Origin of the sequence: Methylobacterium sp. Leaf125 (assembly GCF_001423085.1) — a bacterium.
Taxonomy (GTDB): Bacteria; Pseudomonadota; Alphaproteobacteria; order Rhizobiales; family Beijerinckiaceae; genus Methylobacterium.
In genome coordinates, this window is sequence record NZ_LMNU01000016.1 from 23487 (window position 1) to 39141 (window position 15655).

The 15655-nt window shown below is 62.1% G+C and carries 25 protein-coding genes; 12 read left to right on the forward strand and 13 right to left on the reverse strand.

Translation table 11 applies throughout. The features are described from left to right. Nucleotides 1-22 precede the first annotated feature (22 nt). The 5 genes from ASF58_RS15560 to ASF58_RS15580 all read left to right on the forward strand — a co-directional run bounded on the left by ASF58_RS15560 (nucleotide 23) and on the right by ASF58_RS15580 (nucleotide 2150). Nucleotides 23-835, forward strand: a complete 813-nt coding sequence (locus ASF58_RS15560) for a hypothetical protein (RefSeq protein ID WP_156375709.1) — start codon at nucleotides 23-25, stop codon at nucleotides 833-835. 75 nt (nucleotides 836-910) lie between these two features. Further along, nucleotides 911-1375, forward strand: a complete 465-nt coding sequence (locus ASF58_RS15565; protein WP_156375710.1) for a hypothetical protein — start codon at nucleotides 911-913, stop codon at nucleotides 1373-1375. Nucleotides 1376-1379: 4 nt separating this feature from the next. After that, complete coding sequence (locus ASF58_RS15570; protein ID WP_055954259.1) at nucleotides 1380-1679, forward strand: hypothetical protein; 300 nt, start codon at nucleotides 1380-1382, stop codon at nucleotides 1677-1679. A gap of 28 nt (nucleotides 1680-1707) precedes the next feature. After that, entirely contained in the window at nucleotides 1708-1974 is a 267-nt protein-coding gene (locus tag ASF58_RS15575; RefSeq protein ID WP_082513099.1) for a helix-turn-helix domain-containing protein, read from the forward strand. Beyond that, nucleotides 1971-2150, forward strand: a complete 180-nt coding sequence (locus ASF58_RS15580) for a hypothetical protein (protein WP_055954261.1) — start codon at nucleotides 1971-1973, stop codon at nucleotides 2148-2150. The genes ASF58_RS15575 and ASF58_RS15580 overlap by 4 nt, the downstream gene beginning before the upstream one ends. Nucleotides 2151-2621: 471 nt before the next feature. Here ASF58_RS15580 and ASF58_RS15585 read toward each other — a convergent pair whose 3' ends face one another. The 4 genes from ASF58_RS15585 to ASF58_RS15600 all read right to left on the reverse strand — a co-directional run bounded on the left by ASF58_RS15585 (nucleotide 2622) and on the right by ASF58_RS15600 (nucleotide 5008). Further along, nucleotides 2622-2861, reverse strand: coding sequence for a hypothetical protein (locus tag ASF58_RS15585; RefSeq protein ID WP_055954265.1), 240 nt, complete (start codon nucleotides 2859-2861; stop codon nucleotides 2622-2624). Between the two features lie 154 nt (nucleotides 2862-3015). Beyond that, the gene (locus ASF58_RS15590; RefSeq protein ID WP_082486924.1) at nucleotides 3016-3750 is read right to left on the reverse strand and encodes a Crp/Fnr family transcriptional regulator; all 735 of its coding nucleotides are present in this window, start codon (nucleotides 3748-3750) and stop codon (nucleotides 3016-3018) included. 311 nt (nucleotides 3751-4061) lie between these two features. Further along, the gene (locus ASF58_RS15595) at nucleotides 4062-4364 is read right to left on the reverse strand and encodes a ribbon-helix-helix domain-containing protein (RefSeq protein ID WP_055954271.1); all 303 of its coding nucleotides are present in this window, start codon (nucleotides 4362-4364) and stop codon (nucleotides 4062-4064) included. Continuing rightward, nucleotides 4361-5008 carry a ParA family protein gene (locus ASF58_RS15600; RefSeq protein ID WP_244477353.1) on the reverse strand — a complete coding sequence of 216 codons (648 nt, stop codon included), beginning with the start codon at nucleotides 5006-5008 and terminating at the stop codon, nucleotides 4361-4363. Before ASF58_RS15600 ends, ASF58_RS15595 begins: the two co-directional genes overlap by 4 nt. 713 nt (nucleotides 5009-5721) lie before the next feature. On the opposite strand from ASF58_RS15600, the gene ASF58_RS15605 reads away from it, so the two are divergent. The 4 genes from ASF58_RS15605 (at nucleotide 5722) to ASF58_RS25935 (ending at nucleotide 8763) form a co-directional block, all read left to right on the forward strand. Beyond that, nucleotides 5722-6054: a hypothetical protein gene (locus ASF58_RS15605; protein ID WP_156375711.1), complete on the forward strand. Its 333-nt coding sequence runs from the start codon at nucleotides 5722-5724 to the stop codon at nucleotides 6052-6054. A gap of 8 nt (nucleotides 6055-6062) precedes the next feature. Then, entirely contained in the window at nucleotides 6063-6281 is a 219-nt protein-coding gene (locus ASF58_RS15610; RefSeq protein WP_156375712.1) for a hypothetical protein, read from the forward strand. Nucleotides 6282-6286: 5 nt separating this feature from the next. After that, on the forward strand, nucleotides 6287-7255 hold the full coding sequence (locus tag ASF58_RS15615; RefSeq protein WP_244477354.1) for a site-specific integrase: 969 nt from the start codon (nucleotides 6287-6289) through the stop codon (nucleotides 7253-7255). Between the two features lie 989 nt (nucleotides 7256-8244). Beyond that, complete coding sequence (locus ASF58_RS25935; RefSeq protein ID WP_156375713.1) at nucleotides 8245-8763, forward strand: hypothetical protein; 519 nt, start codon at nucleotides 8245-8247, stop codon at nucleotides 8761-8763. 11 nt (nucleotides 8764-8774) lie between these two features. Here ASF58_RS25935 and ASF58_RS15620 read toward each other — a convergent pair whose 3' ends face one another. From ASF58_RS15620 to ASF58_RS15645, 6 genes are all read right to left on the reverse strand, one after another. Beyond that, nucleotides 8775-9026: a hypothetical protein gene (locus ASF58_RS15620; RefSeq protein WP_055954285.1), complete on the reverse strand. Its 252-nt coding sequence runs from the start codon at nucleotides 9024-9026 to the stop codon at nucleotides 8775-8777. 193 nt (nucleotides 9027-9219) lie between these two features. Further along, nucleotides 9220-9447, reverse strand: a complete 228-nt coding sequence (locus ASF58_RS15630) for a hypothetical protein (RefSeq protein ID WP_055954291.1) — start codon at nucleotides 9445-9447, stop codon at nucleotides 9220-9222. Then, nucleotides 9444-9866: a DUF5681 domain-containing protein gene (locus tag ASF58_RS15635; RefSeq protein ID WP_055954294.1), complete on the reverse strand. Its 423-nt coding sequence runs from the start codon at nucleotides 9864-9866 to the stop codon at nucleotides 9444-9446. Before ASF58_RS15635 ends, ASF58_RS15630 begins: the two co-directional genes overlap by 4 nt. Before the next feature lie 9 nt (nucleotides 9867-9875). Continuing rightward, entirely contained in the window at nucleotides 9876-10121 is a 246-nt protein-coding gene (locus ASF58_RS15640) for a hypothetical protein (protein WP_055954297.1), read from the reverse strand. Further along, nucleotides 10118-10303 carry a hypothetical protein gene (locus ASF58_RS25940; protein WP_156375714.1) on the reverse strand — a complete coding sequence of 62 codons (186 nt, stop codon included), beginning with the start codon at nucleotides 10301-10303 and terminating at the stop codon, nucleotides 10118-10120. Before ASF58_RS25940 ends, ASF58_RS15640 begins: the two co-directional genes overlap by 4 nt. 235 nt (nucleotides 10304-10538) lie before the next feature. Continuing rightward, nucleotides 10539-11678: an AAA family ATPase gene (locus ASF58_RS15645; protein WP_162242056.1), complete on the reverse strand. Its 1140-nt coding sequence runs from the start codon at nucleotides 11676-11678 to the stop codon at nucleotides 10539-10541. A 91-nt stretch (nucleotides 11679-11769) separates the two neighbouring features. Here ASF58_RS15645 and ASF58_RS15650 point away from each other — a divergent pair. Both ASF58_RS15650 and ASF58_RS15655 read left to right on the forward strand, forming a co-directional pair. Beyond that, nucleotides 11770-12983 (forward strand): IS3 family transposase gene (locus ASF58_RS15650; protein ID WP_156375716.1). Its coding sequence is split into 2 segments (ribosomal slippage): nucleotides 11770-12049 and nucleotides 12049-12983, totalling 1215 coding nucleotides; the frame shifts between segments, so codons are not numbered across the junction. Between the two features lie 217 nt (nucleotides 12984-13200). Then, complete coding sequence (locus tag ASF58_RS15655; protein ID WP_055954304.1) at nucleotides 13201-13740, forward strand: MucR family transcriptional regulator; 540 nt, start codon at nucleotides 13201-13203, stop codon at nucleotides 13738-13740. Nucleotides 13741-13905: 165 nt separating this feature from the next. Here the strand turns inward: ASF58_RS15655 and ASF58_RS15660 are convergent, their stop codons facing one another. Together ASF58_RS15660 and ASF58_RS15665 are read right to left on the reverse strand one after the other, a co-directional pair. Continuing rightward, complete coding sequence (locus tag ASF58_RS15660) at nucleotides 13906-14328, reverse strand: type II toxin-antitoxin system VapC family toxin (protein ID WP_055954307.1); 423 nt, start codon at nucleotides 14326-14328, stop codon at nucleotides 13906-13908. After that, on the reverse strand, nucleotides 14325-14573 hold the full coding sequence (locus ASF58_RS15665; protein ID WP_156375717.1) for a plasmid stabilization protein: 249 nt from the start codon (nucleotides 14571-14573) through the stop codon (nucleotides 14325-14327). The genes ASF58_RS15660 and ASF58_RS15665 overlap by 4 nt, the downstream gene beginning before the upstream one ends. A gap of 105 nt (nucleotides 14574-14678) precedes the next feature. Between ASF58_RS15665 and ASF58_RS26535 the strand changes: the two genes are divergently transcribed. Further along, nucleotides 14679-15170: a hypothetical protein gene (locus ASF58_RS26535; RefSeq protein ID WP_082513102.1), complete on the forward strand. Its 492-nt coding sequence runs from the start codon at nucleotides 14679-14681 to the stop codon at nucleotides 15168-15170. Between the two features lie 32 nt (nucleotides 15171-15202). Here the strand turns inward: ASF58_RS26535 and ASF58_RS15670 are convergent, their stop codons facing one another. Further along, entirely contained in the window at nucleotides 15203-15634 is a 432-nt protein-coding gene (locus ASF58_RS15670) for a hypothetical protein (protein WP_055954315.1), read from the reverse strand. Between the last annotated feature and the right edge of the window lie 21 nt (nucleotides 15635-15655).

Here is a 15655-nt window from a genome sequence, read left to right on the forward strand (position 1 = left end):
AGCAATCTACGGAGCTACATCCATGCGCAATCCCTTCAGCCGCCTCGCTCTCCGCGATACCGCCCGCCCCTCGCTGCGCGACCGCGCTGCGGCTCTCAAGGCTTCAGCCTCCCGCGTGATCCGCCGTAAGCCGGTGGATGCTAGCCCAGCCATGCCCGACGTTACTCCCTCCGCCTTGCCGGCCGCTGATCCCATCCTGGCAGCTATCGATGAGACGCGGCGCCTGACTTGGGCTCGCAATAGAGCGGCCGACTTGCCTCAGCCGGCCGGGTCGATCGATCCCCTCCCCGAACAGGAAGCGGCAACCACCGCGTTCTGGACGCACGTCGATGGCGTGCTGCTCAAGACCGTTCCGACCACGGCGGCCGGTTGCGCGGCCCTGGCTCGCTTCGCTGTCGAGTTCTTGGCGGATGAGGGTTGGGTTCTGGATGAGCATGAGGGCAACGAGCACACCCGCATCCTCGACCTGATCGCCCGTAGCCCGATGCTCGGCAGCGAGCACGCGGGGCGCCCTTTTGCACCGGATCTCTCGGGCCTCTCGGATGATGCGCTGATCCGTACCTACGATGCGTTTAAGCACGCCTCCGACTTCGCGGGGCTGACCACCTGGACCTTGTACGACGAGGCGGGAGGCAGCCGCATCCTCAACGCCGAGATGGACCGCCTGTCGTTCTTTCAGACTGACATCGCGGACGAGCTGGCTCGGCGTGGCACGCCCGGCAACTCCGGCTTAGCGGCCCGTCGGGCCGACGCCCTGATCCATCGGGCCGTCGCCTGCGGGGATTACGAGGAGGCCGCGCGCCTCGCCTCGGAAGCTGACGCCAAGCGCATCTGACGCTGCCGCCCTCGACGCGGTGGCACCCTGCCCCCGCGCCCTCCTTCCTGTCCTTCACTCAAAGGAGCGCCACGCGTGCCCTCTCTCAAGCTGTCCAATCCATTCCGCCGGGGGGTAGATCGCCCTTCCCTGAAACAACGTGCGGCTAGCCTCAAGGCCACTGCTGCGCGGGTGATGACCCGCACGTCTACCGACCCAGTGTTCTCTGCGATCGCCCGCTACCAGGCGGCCAGGGACGCCTGGGACGCCTATTCCGACCGGATCAGGGATGAGGGCTGGGACGCCTTGGGCGGCATCCATGCGGCGAGCGAGGAGGATGGCCGCCTTAGCCGCGCGTGGTCCGACATCTCCACGGAAGTGCTCGAAACCGTGCCGACCACGGAAGCCGGCCGCCTCGCTCTCGTGGCCTTTGTGGAGACGTGGGTTGGCGACCACGGGAACGCAGACGGCTCGCCTCAGGACGGCTCCGAGACCGTCTTCGCTGAGGTTTATCCGGCGCTGCTCAAGGCGCTGCGGGCCTCCGTCACGGCCAAGGGCTGACCCGATGAGCAACATTCACACCTTCGCCCCGCGTCGTCGCCCGGTTGCCGCCGTGGTGCTGCCGGCGCCCTCCCCGGCCGAAGTCCGGTGCCAGATCGAGGACGCAGCGCAAGCTGCCCTCGACACCGCCGACCGGCTGATTGCCCTCCTCGACCAGATCGAGGGCGACACCGACCAGGAGGACGGCGCCGACGCGGAACCGTCCCTTGGCGCCCCTGAGAACCACCACGCCTCGCAAGTCGTCTGGCTGCGAGGCTCCTCCTCCGACACAGAACAGGACGCCGGTCCATGCAGCGGGGTTTGATGGGCTGCCAACAAGGCAGGAGAGCACCATGACAGACCCGAAGACCTTCCCGACCGAGAGCAAGCGCCGACCGCTCATTCGCGAGAAGCCAGCCCCCGTCGCCTATCGGATCAACGACGCGGCCGAGGCAATCGGGATTGGCCGGAGCAAGCTCTACGAGCTGATCATGTCCGGGAAGATCCCCGCCAAGAAGTGCGACGGCATCACCTACATCCGCGCCGTCGACCTCCATGCGTACATTTCGGGCGGCGAGGATGTCGGCCCCCTTTCAAGCATGCCGGAGCCCGACCAATGAAAACCCGACTGACCATGCGCGCCGCCCTGGCGCTCGGCCTACCCGCTGTCGCCCGCGGCCTGGGCCGTCTTCAGCGCCTGCGCTGCCGGCTCCTCGATGAGGCCGGGCACGAGGCCGGACGGGGCAACATCATCTCCGCTACCATCCTCGTTGCCCTGTACGTGGTCGCTAGCTGATGCGCACCGTCCCAGCCATCCCGCAGATAGTACCGGTGCCGTCCTTGGTAGGCCTCGCCCAGATGAGCTTCGAACTCTGGCGCATGCGTCGGATCACGACCGGGCTTGCTCGGGCAGAAGCGCGCGGCGACGAAGATGCGGTGGCTCGCTGGCTTGCTCGGGCGACCAGAGCCGTCGCGGATCTCGACCGGGCACAGGTTCAAATGCGCCCCCGACGTCAACCTCGCCGTACAAAGCGTCGTAGGGTTCTAGTGTGCTAGCACCGTAGCGGAATAGGGTTCTACTAACGAAGGGCGCTGTAGCAGTACGGCGCCCTTTCTCCTGACAAGCAGCCCAAATCGGACGCTTGGTGCCTGCATCGAGGGTCCGAATTGGGTGGGGAGCGGACCTTAGCCTGTCACCTCGAAGCGGACGTTTCGCTTCCGACCAAAGGATGTGGCGTCCCATCCGGCTCGGTAGATGGAAATCTGTTCACCGGATCAGCCAGGTGCCCGTGTAGGTCATGGCAGCCGAGTAGATGGGATGCCCATCCTCGTCCGTCACCAGCACAGAGAAGGCTTGATGTTCGCCGTCCCTGGGCACCTCATGTGCTGTGATTTCAGGCAGGACTGTCTTCGCGTAACAAGCCGCCTCTTCAGGACCAGGCAGGTCTGTACCTTCCTCGTCGCGAAGAATTTTGCCGTCATGGATGTCGAAAAAATAGCGAGGCACAGGGCTCTCCACGCATCAAAGGCGGGAGCACAATCTGTCTCTCAAGCGCGGAAGGCCTGGGATATGGCCGCGATACCTCAGCGTAGCACAGTACCCAACGAAAAACTTAACAAATGGGTTTTTCTCTTGTCACTGGGGTAACGTCTGATACCGCCTACATGGCGGGGTACGGCGGAGCCTTCGGATGCAGATGAAGGTAGTTCGGATTGAAGCCTGCATAGGCCTGGATGGCCGCGACATTGGGCAAGGTAACTCGTCGCTCCTTGAGAACAACCAATTTTAGGCCTCGCAGCTCTTGCAGCACCCGGTTGACGTGTACGTTCGAGAGCCCCGTGGCGTCGCCGAGGTCTGCCTGGGTTAGCGGGAAATGGTAGCTGTTCTCTGTCGCAAGCCCAACCTCCTGGAGGCGGATCAAGAACTCGCAGAACAGGTGTGCGACCTGCTTGTCGGCTGAACGACGGCCCATGCACACCAGCCATTCCCGGAGGATCGCCTCATCAACCAAGCCAGCCCACTGCAGGGCACGGCCTAAGATCGGATAGTTCCTACTGAGTTCATTCATAACTGAGCGCGGAATACGAACCACATCGCAGGAGCTGATCGCTCCGATGCAGTGATCCATAGTCCCAAGGATCGACACGTTTAGGTCGCAGAAATCTCCCGGGATCAGGAAGGCAACGATCGACCGCCCGCCGTCTGGAAGCACCTTGTAGCGGCAGGCGAAGCCTTTCTGGATCAGGTGGACGTGATCGGGCACGTCTCCCTCCAAGATAAGCGCAGTCCGAGCTTGGACATCGCGAAGGCGCTCACTCGCTCCCATCAGGGCCTTTTCTTCGGATCCAGAAAGTACGAAACGGCGTCCAAGTTTCTGGATAAATGGATTGAGCATGTACCCTCCCGGGCCATGCCCAACCGTCAGTATGCAAACCTTAGCTGCGATTATCTAGAAGATTGCGCTGCGGTTTGGAATATAATTCCTTCGCCATGCCAAAATGATAATTGGGCCAGTACGTCTTAGCGCGAACGAATTGCCAATCGATTTCTTAAACCGGACATTTGGCGAGAGAGCATTGGGTTTCCGCAATCCACCCTGCCCAGGCGTAGGTCAGCCTGCGCCAACCTACCTCGAAGCAGACCTTCCGAGTTTCCGAGAAAGGTCGTGAACAGACGGTACCAAGCGTCAGATTTGGACAACTTGCTTCAGGCGACCGGCGGCTTCCCGTTCTTCGTGAGCACGTCGTTGATGGCTTCGGTCATCACGTCCTGAAGGGTTCGCTCGCCATCCAAGGCGATGTGCTTGAGCGCCTTCCATGCTTCAGGGCGCGCCCGTACGAGGATGCCGCGCCGGCCGTCCGGCTGACGGCTACGCTTGATGGCGTCCGTCGTCACGGCCTCGGCGGCAGATGCGTCTTCCATCTTCTCTAACGGCGCAGCTGCGGCCGGATCCTGGGCCTTTTGGGAGAGGCGGGACCCCAGGTTCGCGAAACTCGGCTTCTTGGTCACCGCTTCTTCCCTTCCTTGATGCCGAGGGCTCGGCGGGTTTCCTGCCAAAGCTCGCCCACCTCTGTTGCCGCCGCGCTACCCGGCTCGAACTCCCCAACCGCCTGACCGCTGGCCAACGCATGGGCGAACGCGGCACGGGTGGTGATCTGCCCAGCCCACGGCGTCGCCTTCATCCCGAACAGGGCTTCGCGGGCCTCGTTCACGACGTGAGCCGAGGCGGTGCCACGCCGAGGAGGGGCCGAGTTGATGACGGGCAGAACCGGCTTGTTGATCGCCCGGGCCATTTCCAGGGTGGCGGCCACGGCCGCGATATCGAATACGGCCGGACGGAAGGGGATCACGACTAGGTCGGCAACCCGCATGGCTGCCGCGATGTCGGCGGTGTTGTGCGGCGGCGTGTCGATCAGGACCCAGCCGACGCCATCGCGGCGGGCGGCCTCGACTGTATCGGCCAGCTCGCGGGCTTCGCACTTAACGAGAACGGGCGTCTCGGCCTGGCGCAGCTCGTGCCAGAGGGCGAGGCTTCCTTGTGGGTCGCAGTCGATCAGGACGGCGGGCGCATCAGGCGCATCTGCGTAGACGGACAGGTGAGCCGCAAGCGTGCTCTTGCCACTACCGCCCTTCCGGCTGGTGAAGGCGATCACTCTCACTTGGGCGCCACTTCCATGCAGTTAGATTTTTTGGTGAATTCGACGGAGTAGATGTAACAATGTTGCATTGTTCCGGTCCAACCGTTCACCGCTATGACCACCCACCCACTGGATGACGGGAGAGTGGTGACGCTTTGCCTTCCTACGAAGGCGATGGCCAAAGCGATCATGGCGCCAGCGCCAGCGATCGACAGCGCGATCCCACGCAACGTCCGTACTCCTCAAGTCCGCTGCATGCGTAGCGCCCAACGGTGAAAGCGGCGTTACCCGCTTGCGCGCTTCGATCCTAGTGCGCTGGTGCAATAGCGATGCATAGCGCTTTCAGCGTTTTTCAGTACGTTGCTAGCACCGTATATCCGTATGGCGCTATTGCTTCGCCGAGCTGGTGCGCCTAACTTTCGATAAGTCGTGTTCTCGAAAGTTTCAGCGTTAGGAGAGGCCTATGGCAAGCGGTACAGGCGATAGCGGCGGCCTTCCCTTCCTTCCACGCGAGTGGCTGCGTCATGCAGATGGGATCGCCCGCCAGTCGTACGGTCTAGCGTCCGTTGCGGACGTCCCGCCCGAGCATCGTGGCTTGCTCCTAGAGCGTGTCCGCGAAATCATGGAAGGACAGAACGTCGTTCCCCCGGAGAACTGGCAGGCCACGCTTGCTCAACAGTGCGGCTGGGACCAGGGCAATGCCTGAGTTGCCGCCGCAGGCTATCCGCTTGACGGACGGAACCGGAGGCCAGCGGCTCCCGGTCAAGCCGGCATTCGGTTCGCCCTGCAACGGCTGCGGCTACTGCTGCGCCGAGGAGCCCTGCGCCATCGCTCGGGAGAACATCCCCGACCACCCGGAGGAGGGGCCCTGCCTCGCCCTCGAACACGAAGGGGGTCGGTTCGTCTGCGGCATGATCCGGCGGCCCGGTCATTACATGCGGCTCCCGAACGACTGGGCGGACGGGCATCTGGGCGGCCTGTTCGCGCAAGCCCTCGGGGCAGGCCGCGGCTGTGACGCTGGCGATCCCGGGCCCTGCCCATCCCTCCAGACCGACGCGTGAAGCCGAACATGCCCAAGGACATCAAGGATGCGATGCCTCCGTTCATGCAGACCGGCATCGAACAGTGGGTCCGCGATAACCCCGACCAGGCCCGCGCGCGCCTGCTCAAGGTCTGCACGGAAATGCTGGCGATGCTGGGAGCGAGCGTCCCCACCTCGGCCATCAACACGGTCATGGACGCCGAGGCGGACAAATGGGGGGCCGTACGCCTCCCGCATCTGGATTGATCCCTGTGGCCGACATCATCTCCCGGCCGGAGGTCCTACCCTCCGAGTTTGCCCCGATCGTCCAAGCCTACCAGCGGGCGAGCAAGGCCGCCTCGACCGTGAAGGCCTACCGGAAGGACTGGGCGCTGTTCGGTGCCTGGTGCCAGCGGCACGGGTTCCAACCTCAGCCCGCCACACCCGAAGCCGTCGCGGCGTTCCTGGTCTCAGAAGCGGACGCGGGTCGGGCCGCCTCGACCATCGGCCGGCGCTGCGCCGCGATCCGGTACGCACACAAGCTCGCAGGCGAACCGGACCCGACCAACAACGAGGGTGTGCACGCGACCATCAAAGGCATCCGACGCACCATCGGCACGGCCCCGAACCAGAAAGCGGCCGCAACCGCCGAGGTGCTGGCCGCCATGCTGATGCGGACCCCTGACACCCTGACGGGCAAACGCGACCGGGCCTTGCTGGCGCTGGGCTTCGCGGGTGCCTTCCGACGCTCCGAGCTTGTCGCCCTCGACGTGGCGGATCTACGCGAAGATCGCGACGGGCTGCGCGTCATGGTCCGGCGCTCCAAGACCGATCAGGAGGGCAGGGGGACCGAGAAGGCCATCCCGCACGGCCGCTTCATCCGACCGGTCGCCCTCGTCCGCGAATGGCTCGATGCAGCCGCGATCAGCGAAGGCCCGGTGTTCCGCCCAGTATCCCGCTCAGGTCGGGTGCGCGAAGCGGCGAAGTCTGCCCTTCCACCGCGCCTCACGACCCAGGCCGTTGCGGACATCATCAAGGGCTATGCGAAGGCCGCCGGCCTCGATGCCTCAACCTTCGGCGCTCACTCCCTCCGAGCCGGGTACATCACGACGGCCGCCGAGCGGGGCGCGGATCTCGCACGGATCATGGACCAGAGCGGGCACCGCGACCCGAAGACGGTGGTTGGCTACATCCGGCGGGCGAACGCATTCAAGGATCACTCGGGGAGTGGGTTTTTATGAGATGCCGGGCATTCCAATATTCTGACAGCCGACAGGCAGAGCTAGATGTTTTCGCAGCTTACTGCGGATGTAAAGTCAGTCGTTTCAGCCACGGTAGCGGTTTAAACTGGGGACGTTTTGTCGGATCCTCAAACGGCATCGAGAAAATGAAGAGCTTTCTACACCTTGATGCAGGGGCTTTACCCGAGGAGCTCAGAGATTTTCTGAACAAAGCTCGCGCATACGAGGATGCATAACTTAAGTTAAAATCTAGACGTGGGTCCCCGATATCCCACCGGCCATTTGTTTTGGGCGGCCGGCATGCTGCATTCGGAGCGTGCGCCTACGCGCAATCAGCTGATTTAGAAAACCAAACCGGAAATGGCAGACTTAACAACGTGTTAAAAAACGCAAGGGAATTTGCATGCAGGCGCACCATTGACGTCTGTCTGCGTGAGATAGAAGATCATTGTGCGGCTGGGCCCAGCCCGCAGCCGTAACCCCGCCTCGGCGGGTTCTTGCACCCGCCTGGCCAAACAAAGGCAGGCACATGATAACGTCGGTCCTAATCGGGACGCTCTACATCCTGATCGGCCTCGTCCATATCGTCAGTGGTTTATTGGAGATGCCCATGCACTAAGAACACAACCAACCCATAAGGCTCACAACCTTTAGCTATCAAGACCCTCGTACAAGGTGCCAGCCTTGTCCGGGGGTTTTTTCGTTCCGGACCCACCGTGCCAAATCCGACAACTAAGAGGTGCCGCGAACGTTCCACACCATAGAGATCACACCCCTTCCCTGTCAACGATTTACGCCGACTTGCCCACCAATATGGGACCCTTATAGAATGTACCGTACAATGTATGGACGATACATTCTTCGCTAGGGCAGGGCTACCATAAATTTATGATAGATTTAAGTTTAAATAATCGATCAAACATAGATAAGCAAAAATTTTTTAAATTCAGATTTATGGTCTAATCGCATAACAAAATGGAGAAATCAATTTGGCACGCGGACCCAGAGATACTGCTGATACAATAATAGTTTTAACTTCAAAGACTAGAGACGAGCTCATTGAAGAAGGAGGGTCATCTGGATGGACTTTAGATAAATCTAGAGCTTCTAGAATGAAGTATGTAATTTGTGCATTTGATGCAAACAAGGGTAAAATTGGTAATTTTAGCCATGGACAAACAATTTTGATTGGAAAAATACGCGAAATTATCCCAGATCCTAATCAATTAGGAAAGTACTTGATAATTTTCAGAGAATATGCACCGCCTATTACAAATAAAATAATATGGAAAGACTGGAAAAATCCTGTTCATTATATCAATCTTAAGGCGAACAAGCTTGATGTGATTGACCTAAAGTTCCAACCAAACCTTAAAAGGCTTTATGTTGAAAGCGCAGAGACGGTTCGAGCAAAGAAAATGGATATTATTAATAGTTCAAAGAAAATTATAGCTGACGAGTTTGGTGTTACCATGGAAAACGTGTCTATAAGTATCAAATTTGACTGATATACGTTATTTTACATATTATTATATTGAGGACCATACTTAAGTACCCATTCTTCGACAGAGAGGGGCAGTTGCATCAGCCATAGCACCTCGCCTTTCACAGTCGCCCGGCCATCCGCGACCCACTGGCGCCAGTTGGTCAGAGCGTCTCGGACGGCGGCGTTCCCTACGGGATAGTTCGCGATGATCCGGACGGGGGCACCGACATGTTGCTCGGCCTCGATGCGCTCGACGCGCTTAAGCAGGCTGGCGATGTTCGTCATAGGCGGCGATCCTGAAATCCGGGGGACGTGATGACGAGGAGGGGCCAGCCCTCCCGATGAGCGCCCACCGCAATCTGCTGGGCGATTTGATCCGCGGCATTCTCGTGGCTCGATGCCATGATGCACGTCGCGGCCTGAGGCAGGGCAGGGTGGTACCAGGCCTTCAGGCGGCGTAGGCGCGTCTCAAGAGTGCTCATTGTGCGGTCCGGGGCTGCGGCTGAGGCGCGGGGTCTACGATCCGCCAATGCACGATGTTCTGGCCAAGCCTGTAGGTGCCGGCGGCTTCCATCTCTGCGAGCTTGCCGGGCAATTCGTCATCGCTCTCGGTGATGACCCAGACCCATGGCTCGGCGGGCAAGCTGGTGGTGGCCAGGCTCTCGATCTTGCGCAGGCGCGCGTTGAGGGATGCAGGGCTCGTCATCGGGCGGTTTGCTCCTCGATCCGTAGCAGGCGCTGGTGAAGGTCGACGGCCTCGATCGCCCGCACGTGGGCATCGACGGTCTTGCCGATGTCGGCAGCTTCGGACGGGGTCAGCTCCCCAGCCGCCACGGCCTGCAGCATGGCATTGGTCGCCCGTGTGAGGTCGGCCGTCGTCTCAATCGCGGGGAGTTCGAACGTAACAGGCCGGTCTCTTCGCTGGGGGACAAGGCGGTCCAGGCACATGCGCAGGGCCTGCGTGTCGCCTTCCTTCGCGAGTTCGATGACCCTGCGCGTGATCGCCTCGGCCTCGCCGTCGAGGATCGCGTCGAGGGCCTGCATCGCCTTGCTGCGGGCGCCCTTCGGCCTGCCGGCAGGGTTGCCGCTCTGGCCAGGCTGAAAGCCGGGTTTCCTATCCGTCATCGTCCGGCCCTATGCCTCGCCCGCATCGAGCGGCGCGTTGTTTTGAACAGTGCGTAAACAATGGATCGGCTCGGCTGAGGCTTCAAGCTTTAGGGCCTTCGCGCCCTCTGCCAGCCCATGAAGGGCCGCGGCGGCTGCGCGCTGGCGAAGGTCGCTCGCGTCGTCACGCGCCTCGATCGTCACGGCGGCAATCATCGCCATCTGACGCATCGCCTCGACCCCGGCGGCGAAGGCGGCTTGTTCGTTCGGGCTCATGCGGGCTCCTGTCGGACTGGGGCGGCAAGCTTGGCGTAGCTCGCCCACACCTGGCGCTTGTCGATCGGCGTTAGGGCGTTGAGGGCGCGGGCCGCTTCAGAGAGCGCAGCCGGATCGCGCTCGGCGGTGAGAAGCAACCGGGATGCGGTCTCGCCGCGAGGGCCGGTTGTCAGGTGAACCACGGCGCGCAGGCACCGGCATCTAGCAACGCGCTCCGGGTGGTCCAAACCTACCGTGAAAGGCCCCCATTGGTCCGCTATCGGGATCATTCCGACCCCTCGGGAATGGGCCTCCACGTGGGGGTGCAACAGCGCAACACCCTATAGGGTGTTGTTGCGCCTGTTGCGGCCCCCTGAGAGGGGTAGGCCGAGGCGCAACAAAGTTGGTTGTTGCGTTTTGTTGCGCCTGTTGCGGTCCTCACGATTGCCCCTTTGCGAACCAGACATAGTCGCTGTTCAGCCCAATCGCGTCCTTGGCTTTGAGCGTCTTAAGATCAGCGCTGAAAGTCGCGCGGTTTGAGTTCGTAGGTTTATCGGCGTCCCAGTACCCGTGCAGAGGCAAATAGCGCTTCAGGTTTTCTCGGCTAATAACCCTTGCGTCATGCGGGATATGAACTGTTCCAAGAACAGGCGCTCCCATATCTGCGATTGCAAGGCGGATAACCTTCAGGAGCAAGAGAGGGCGGGCGCCAACTTGAACGCGGGAGCCGGCTGTTGCGCCTTGTTGCGCCTCGCCCGGCAAGCTCGTGATTTCGACCACGGCAGCCGCAACAAACTGGCTTGTTGCGCCCCCTTCCCGAAGGACCATCTGCGCGAGCCGAAATTGCCAGCTTGCGCCGTCCTCAGCGTCCTTCATGTGGTGGATGCTGGCGGTGCTCCCGGCCTCGCCCTTTTCGACGCTCCACATCACGTCAACGGCGCCGTCTAGGGCATTCGACCCGCGCGAGCCCTTCGCCACGTCCTTGCCGGCGTGGTGGACGCCGATGACGATGCAGCCGAAGGCGGCCCCGATCCGTTCGCAGTTGTCTACGAAGGTCGTCATGTCCTTCGCTGCGTTCTCGTCGGCGCCCTTCATCGTGCGGGCCAGTGTGTCGATCGCGATTGCGCGCACGGGCGGGTTGCCGATGCTCGCAAGGTAGGCCCGCACGTCCTCGATCAGGGCGGCGTCGTCGCCGCTGGCATGCCCCAGGTCCGGCGCGACCGGCACCATCAAGAAGGGCACACCTTCGCCTTCTACCGCATAGTGTCGGCGCATCGCGATCATGCGGCGCTTGAAGCCTTCTACGCCCTCGCCCGTGATGTAGACGACGGCGCCCTGCATCACCTCTCGGCCGGCCCAGGTCCGGCCCATCGCGACGTGGAAGAGGGCATCGGCCAGGAGGAAGGACTTGCCGCTCTTGGGGGCGCCGAAGACGATGCCGAAGCCGCTGGCGGGCATCAGCCCTTCGATGAGCCAAGTTGGGTCGTCGCCAATCTGGATCTCGTCGACATGTTGGGATTGCCCCGGTTTGGTGGACACCGAGAACGCTTTCGCGTGAGGTGTTTGTCCGATGCCCAAGACCCGTCCCGCATACCCCGCCGAGTTCCGCCGCTGGGATTGCCCCGGTTTGGTGGACACCGAGAACGCTTTCGCGTGAGGTGTTTGTCCGATGCCCAAGACCCGTCCCGCATACCCCGCCGAGTTCCGCCGGCAGATGGTCGAGCTGGTTCGCGCCGGCCGTGATCCAAACGATCTAGCTCGCGAGTTCGAGCCCTCCGCACAGGCCATCCGCAACTGGGTGGCCGAAGCGGACCGCAGCGAAGGACGGCGTGATGCGAAGCCCCCGCCTGCCGACCCCGGCCTGACAGCGGCCGAGCGCGATGAACTCGTCCGGCTGCGGCGTGAGAACCGACAACTCAAGCTGGAGCGCGATATCCTCTCTCGCGCGACGGCCTGGTTCGCTCGGGAGACCGGGGTTCTTCCGTCGGGGTCTTCCGGTTCATGAACGCGAACCAGGCCGACTTCCCAATCGCTGCCATGGCACGCATGCTCGGCGTGTCGACGGCGGGATACTACGCCTGGGCTGGCCGGCAGCCCTCGGCGCGTCGGATAGCGGACGTAGCCCTGCTCAAGCGAATCCGCACCGTCCATGTCGGCTCGCACGAGACTTATGGCGCGCCGCGCGTCCACGCCGACCTACGCGAACAGGGCGAGCGGCACTCTCGCAAACGCATAGCCCGGTTAATGCGCGAGGCCGGCCTCGTCGGAGCCAGCCATCGGCACGGTGGCCCCGTCACGACACGGCGGGATCGAGAGGCGCGCCCGGCTCCCGACCTGGTCGACCGTAACTTTGCCGCCGCTGCCCCGAACCGTCTCTGGGTAGCGGATATCACCTACGTGCCGACTGGTGCGGGCTTCCTCTACCTCAGCATCGTGCTTGACGCTTTCAGCCGCSGGATCGTCGGCTGGGCCATGGCCAATCATCTGCGTTCGGAGTTGGTTCTGGACGCCTTGGAGATGGCCGTTACACAGCGCAGGCCCCGCGACGTGATCCATCACTCGGACCAAGGATCGCAATACACGTCGCTGGCCTTCGGCAGCCGCTGCCAGGAGGTGGGCGTGCGACCCTCGATGGGTTCGGTCGGCGATGCCTACGACAACGCCATGGCCGAGAGCTTCTTCTCGACCCTCGAATGCGAGTTGCTCGCCCGCCGCCGCTTCCGTTCGCAGGCCGAGGCACGAATGGCCTGCTTCAGCTACATCGAGGGCTTCTATAACCCGCTGCGCCGGCACTCGGCGCTCGGATACCGCTCGCCCGTCGTCTACGAGCAGGAGACCCGGCCGCACCCGTCACCTGAGACCCTGCTCAGCCAAGCCCCCTAACCGTCCACAGAAACGGGGCAATCCCAGCGCCCGTCGTCTACGAGCAGGAGACCCGGCCGCACCCGTCACCTGAGACCCTGCTCAGCCAAGCCCCCTAACCGTCCACAGAAACGGGGCAATCCCAATCCCAGAACCCAGCAAGTCATCTCTCCTCAAGGAGTGATCTGAAGCTGCTGCAGGTCTGCGCAAGCCTCTTTTCCAGGAACATGCAACACTCATGGATGACCAGACCGCTTTGCCGCCGGCCGACTTCCTTGGCCTCACAGCTGATCTCGTTGCTGCCTACGTCGCCAACAACGCTATCCCAGCGAGCGAACTGCCGGCCTTGATGGCGCAGATCTATTCTGCACTGAGTGGCCTGACGAGCACGGCCCCGATCCAATCCGATAAGCCTGCGGCACCGACCTCGGCACAGGTTCGTAAGTCGATCACGCCGGATGCGTTGATCAGCTTCGAGGATGGCAAGCCCTACAAGACCCTGCGGCGCCACCTCACCCTACGCGGCCTTTCGCCCGAGGCGTATCGTGAAAAGTGGGGTCTCCCGGCTGACTACCCGATGACGGCGTCTTCCTACTCGGCGCAACGCTCGGAACTGGCGCGAAGCCTCGGTTTGGGTTTGCAGCGTCGCAAATCATCTCTGGTTACCGAGGGCGATGAGACCACGCAGGATGACGGTGCTCCCGCCAAGCGTCGTGGCCGACCGCCCAAGACCGTTGAGGCTGTCGAAGCCGTTGATGAGGCATCTGCAGAGGCCTGAGGCTAAAAGCTGCGTAGCCCGCCGTCACAGCACGGCTATCGAGGGCTCCCGCTTGCTGATTAGGGTTTCCCCCTTTGGACACTGTGCGCCATCGGCGGCGTTGAGGCTCTGAGCAGCGAGAGGAAACGAGCACGAAGGGGGCGGGAAGGTAAACGTTTCAGGACTTCAGCCTTCCTGCCACGGATCAACGACGGTGATCCCACACGCGACGAAGTCCCGAACGTTGTGGGTGGCCAACTGTGCTCCCCGCGAGCGCGTGATCGCTGCAATCTGTCCGTCGATCTGAGCGATGGGCTGACCCATCTGCCGACGATGCGCGGTAACGTCAGGATAGACCAAGGCGGCATCGCTATCGAAGCTCAGGATGCGGCCAGCCATCTCGATTTCGAAGATGGGTCTGGCCGCTGTCATCAGATCGTCCCGCCGGCGCCCCTCCGGTAGGAGGCGCAATCCGTAGAAGATCTCCGCCTGTGTCAGCGTGGTGGTGAACAGACCCGCCATGGGTTGGCGGACCAGCCAAGCCAACACACGCGGATCGGGAGCTGCCCGCATCAACTCGGAGATTACGTTGGTGTCGAGAATGATCACGCCTCAAAGACCGGCGGTTCGCGGCTAGGCTCGCGCTGGACCTCCGGCAGATCGACGCCGCCAAGGGCCGCAAAGCGCTCGTGAATAGCCTGTCCCAGGTCGCGTGGCCGTACAGGTTCTGTCGACAAGGCTGAACGGAGGATGTCGCGCGCTTCCTCCTCCATCGACTTGCCATGCAAGGCCGCCCGGATGCGCAGGCGTGTTTTGATCGCATCATCGATGTTGCGGATCGTCATCACGGCCATGAACCCACCCATCAGTCAATGACTGCAAAGTAGCGTTTGACTTCATCGGCAGCAAGCACGAGGGTTCACGCCAAGTCGGTCCCTGCAGGCGTGAGGAAGATGCGCATGCCTCCCACCAAGCGTCAGCTTGCAGCCTCGCTCCTGGTGTGCGCGCACATTGCTGATCGCGAGGTAATCGCCGGCTTCCTGGCTGACGAGGCAACCCAGGTCGGCACCAATCCTTTTCGGCAAACCAGCGTCGGAGCTCAGCTCCAAATCTGGGTCGGACACAATTTTGAGTTTCGCTCATCCAGAACGGAGGCACTGGGCCTGCTTTGCCTGCTGAGAACGCTGGGTGAGCTGCCCCGTGACGAGCCTCTCGTCCAAGAGATCCTCCAGGCTGGTCCCTATCGCGCCTACGTCTACCATCGAGGGGATGGCTGCCAAATCGTGGGGTCGGTTCTGCATGCCAGGCCGGGCGTTGCACTTCCCGTCATTCCAAAAAGAGCAAGACGTCGATGTACAAAGAGCACGTCCCTGGCCCAGCTCGATCTGTTCATGATCCCGATGCCATCTGGTGGACCAAGTTCAGGGTGTAATCACCGCGTACTGAGCTAACGGGCCGGCCGGATGATGGCCGTCGTAACGCCTCATCGCGTTCCATAGGGGCCAGCAAACAGATCGCCCGAGGCCTTGCGTCGAAACAGCGTCCGCCAGCGACGGCGGCGATGCTCGGGGCGATCATGGTTCATGTGGCAGCGCTGACAGAAGGCCACGAGGTTCGTGTTGGCGTTGTTGGCCGTGTCGTGGTCGCGGTGGGCGGCCGCCAGCACGACCTTCGTCGCGCGGACGACACCAAGATCCTCGATCGTCGGCAGGGTTCGGAGCGTTCGGCCCTGTCCATCACGCCAAGCACAGACGCTGGCATCCCACCAGCGCCCATCGCCCAGATGGTAGACGGTCTGCCCATGCGGCCGACCACAGCCCTCACAGGCACCACCAGCGCGGCGAAAGCGGATTGTCGCCGAGAGCTGCGGCCAATCGATGGGGTAGAAGAAGCGGTGCTCGCGCCGGATCGGCATCGATCGTGGCGTCCTGTGATA

Excerpts from the sequence above, each read along its gene's own strand:
- ASF58_RS15560 (WP_156375709.1), top strand. The coding sequence starts at position 23 with ATGCGCAATCCCTTCAGCCGCCTCGCTCTCCGCGATACCGCCCGCCCC.
- ASF58_RS15570 (WP_055954259.1), top strand. The coding sequence starts at position 1,380 with ATGAGCAACATTCACACCTTCGCCCCGCGTCGTCGCCCGGTTGCCGCC.
- ASF58_RS15575 (WP_082513099.1), top strand. The coding sequence starts at position 1,708 with ATGACAGACCCGAAGACCTTCCCGACCGAGAGCAAGCGCCGACCGCTC.
- ASF58_RS15580 (WP_055954261.1), top strand. The coding sequence starts at position 1,971 with ATGAAAACCCGACTGACCATGCGCGCCGCCCTGGCGCTCGGCCTACCC.
- ASF58_RS15590 (WP_082486924.1), bottom strand. The coding sequence starts at position 3,750 with ATGCTCAATCCATTTATCCAGAAACTTGGACGCCGTTTCGTACTTTCT.
- ASF58_RS15610 (WP_156375712.1), top strand. The coding sequence starts at position 6,063 with ATGCCCAAGGACATCAAGGATGCGATGCCTCCGTTCATGCAGACCGGC.
- ASF58_RS15620 (WP_055954285.1), bottom strand. The coding sequence starts at position 9,026 with ATGACGAACATCGCCAGCCTGCTTAAGCGCGTCGAGCGCATCGAGGCC.
- ASF58_RS15630 (WP_055954291.1), bottom strand. The coding sequence starts at position 9,447 with ATGACGAGCCCTGCATCCCTCAACGCGCGCCTGCGCAAGATCGAGAGC.
- ASF58_RS15635 (WP_055954294.1), bottom strand. The coding sequence starts at position 9,866 with ATGACGGATAGGAAACCCGGCTTTCAGCCTGGCCAGAGCGGCAACCCT.
- ASF58_RS15640 (WP_055954297.1), bottom strand. The coding sequence starts at position 10,121 with ATGAGCCCGAACGAACAAGCCGCCTTCGCCGCCGGGGTCGAGGCGATG.
- ASF58_RS15655 (WP_055954304.1), top strand. The coding sequence starts at position 13,201 with ATGGATGACCAGACCGCTTTGCCGCCGGCCGACTTCCTTGGCCTCACA.
- ASF58_RS15665 (WP_156375717.1), bottom strand. The coding sequence starts at position 14,573 with ATGGCCGTGATGACGATCCGCAACATCGATGATGCGATCAAAACACGC.
- ASF58_RS26535 (WP_082513102.1), top strand. The coding sequence starts at position 14,679 with ATGCCTCCCACCAAGCGTCAGCTTGCAGCCTCGCTCCTGGTGTGCGCG.
- ASF58_RS15670 (WP_055954315.1), bottom strand. The coding sequence starts at position 15,634 with ATGCCGATCCGGCGCGAGCACCGCTTCTTCTACCCCATCGATTGGCCG.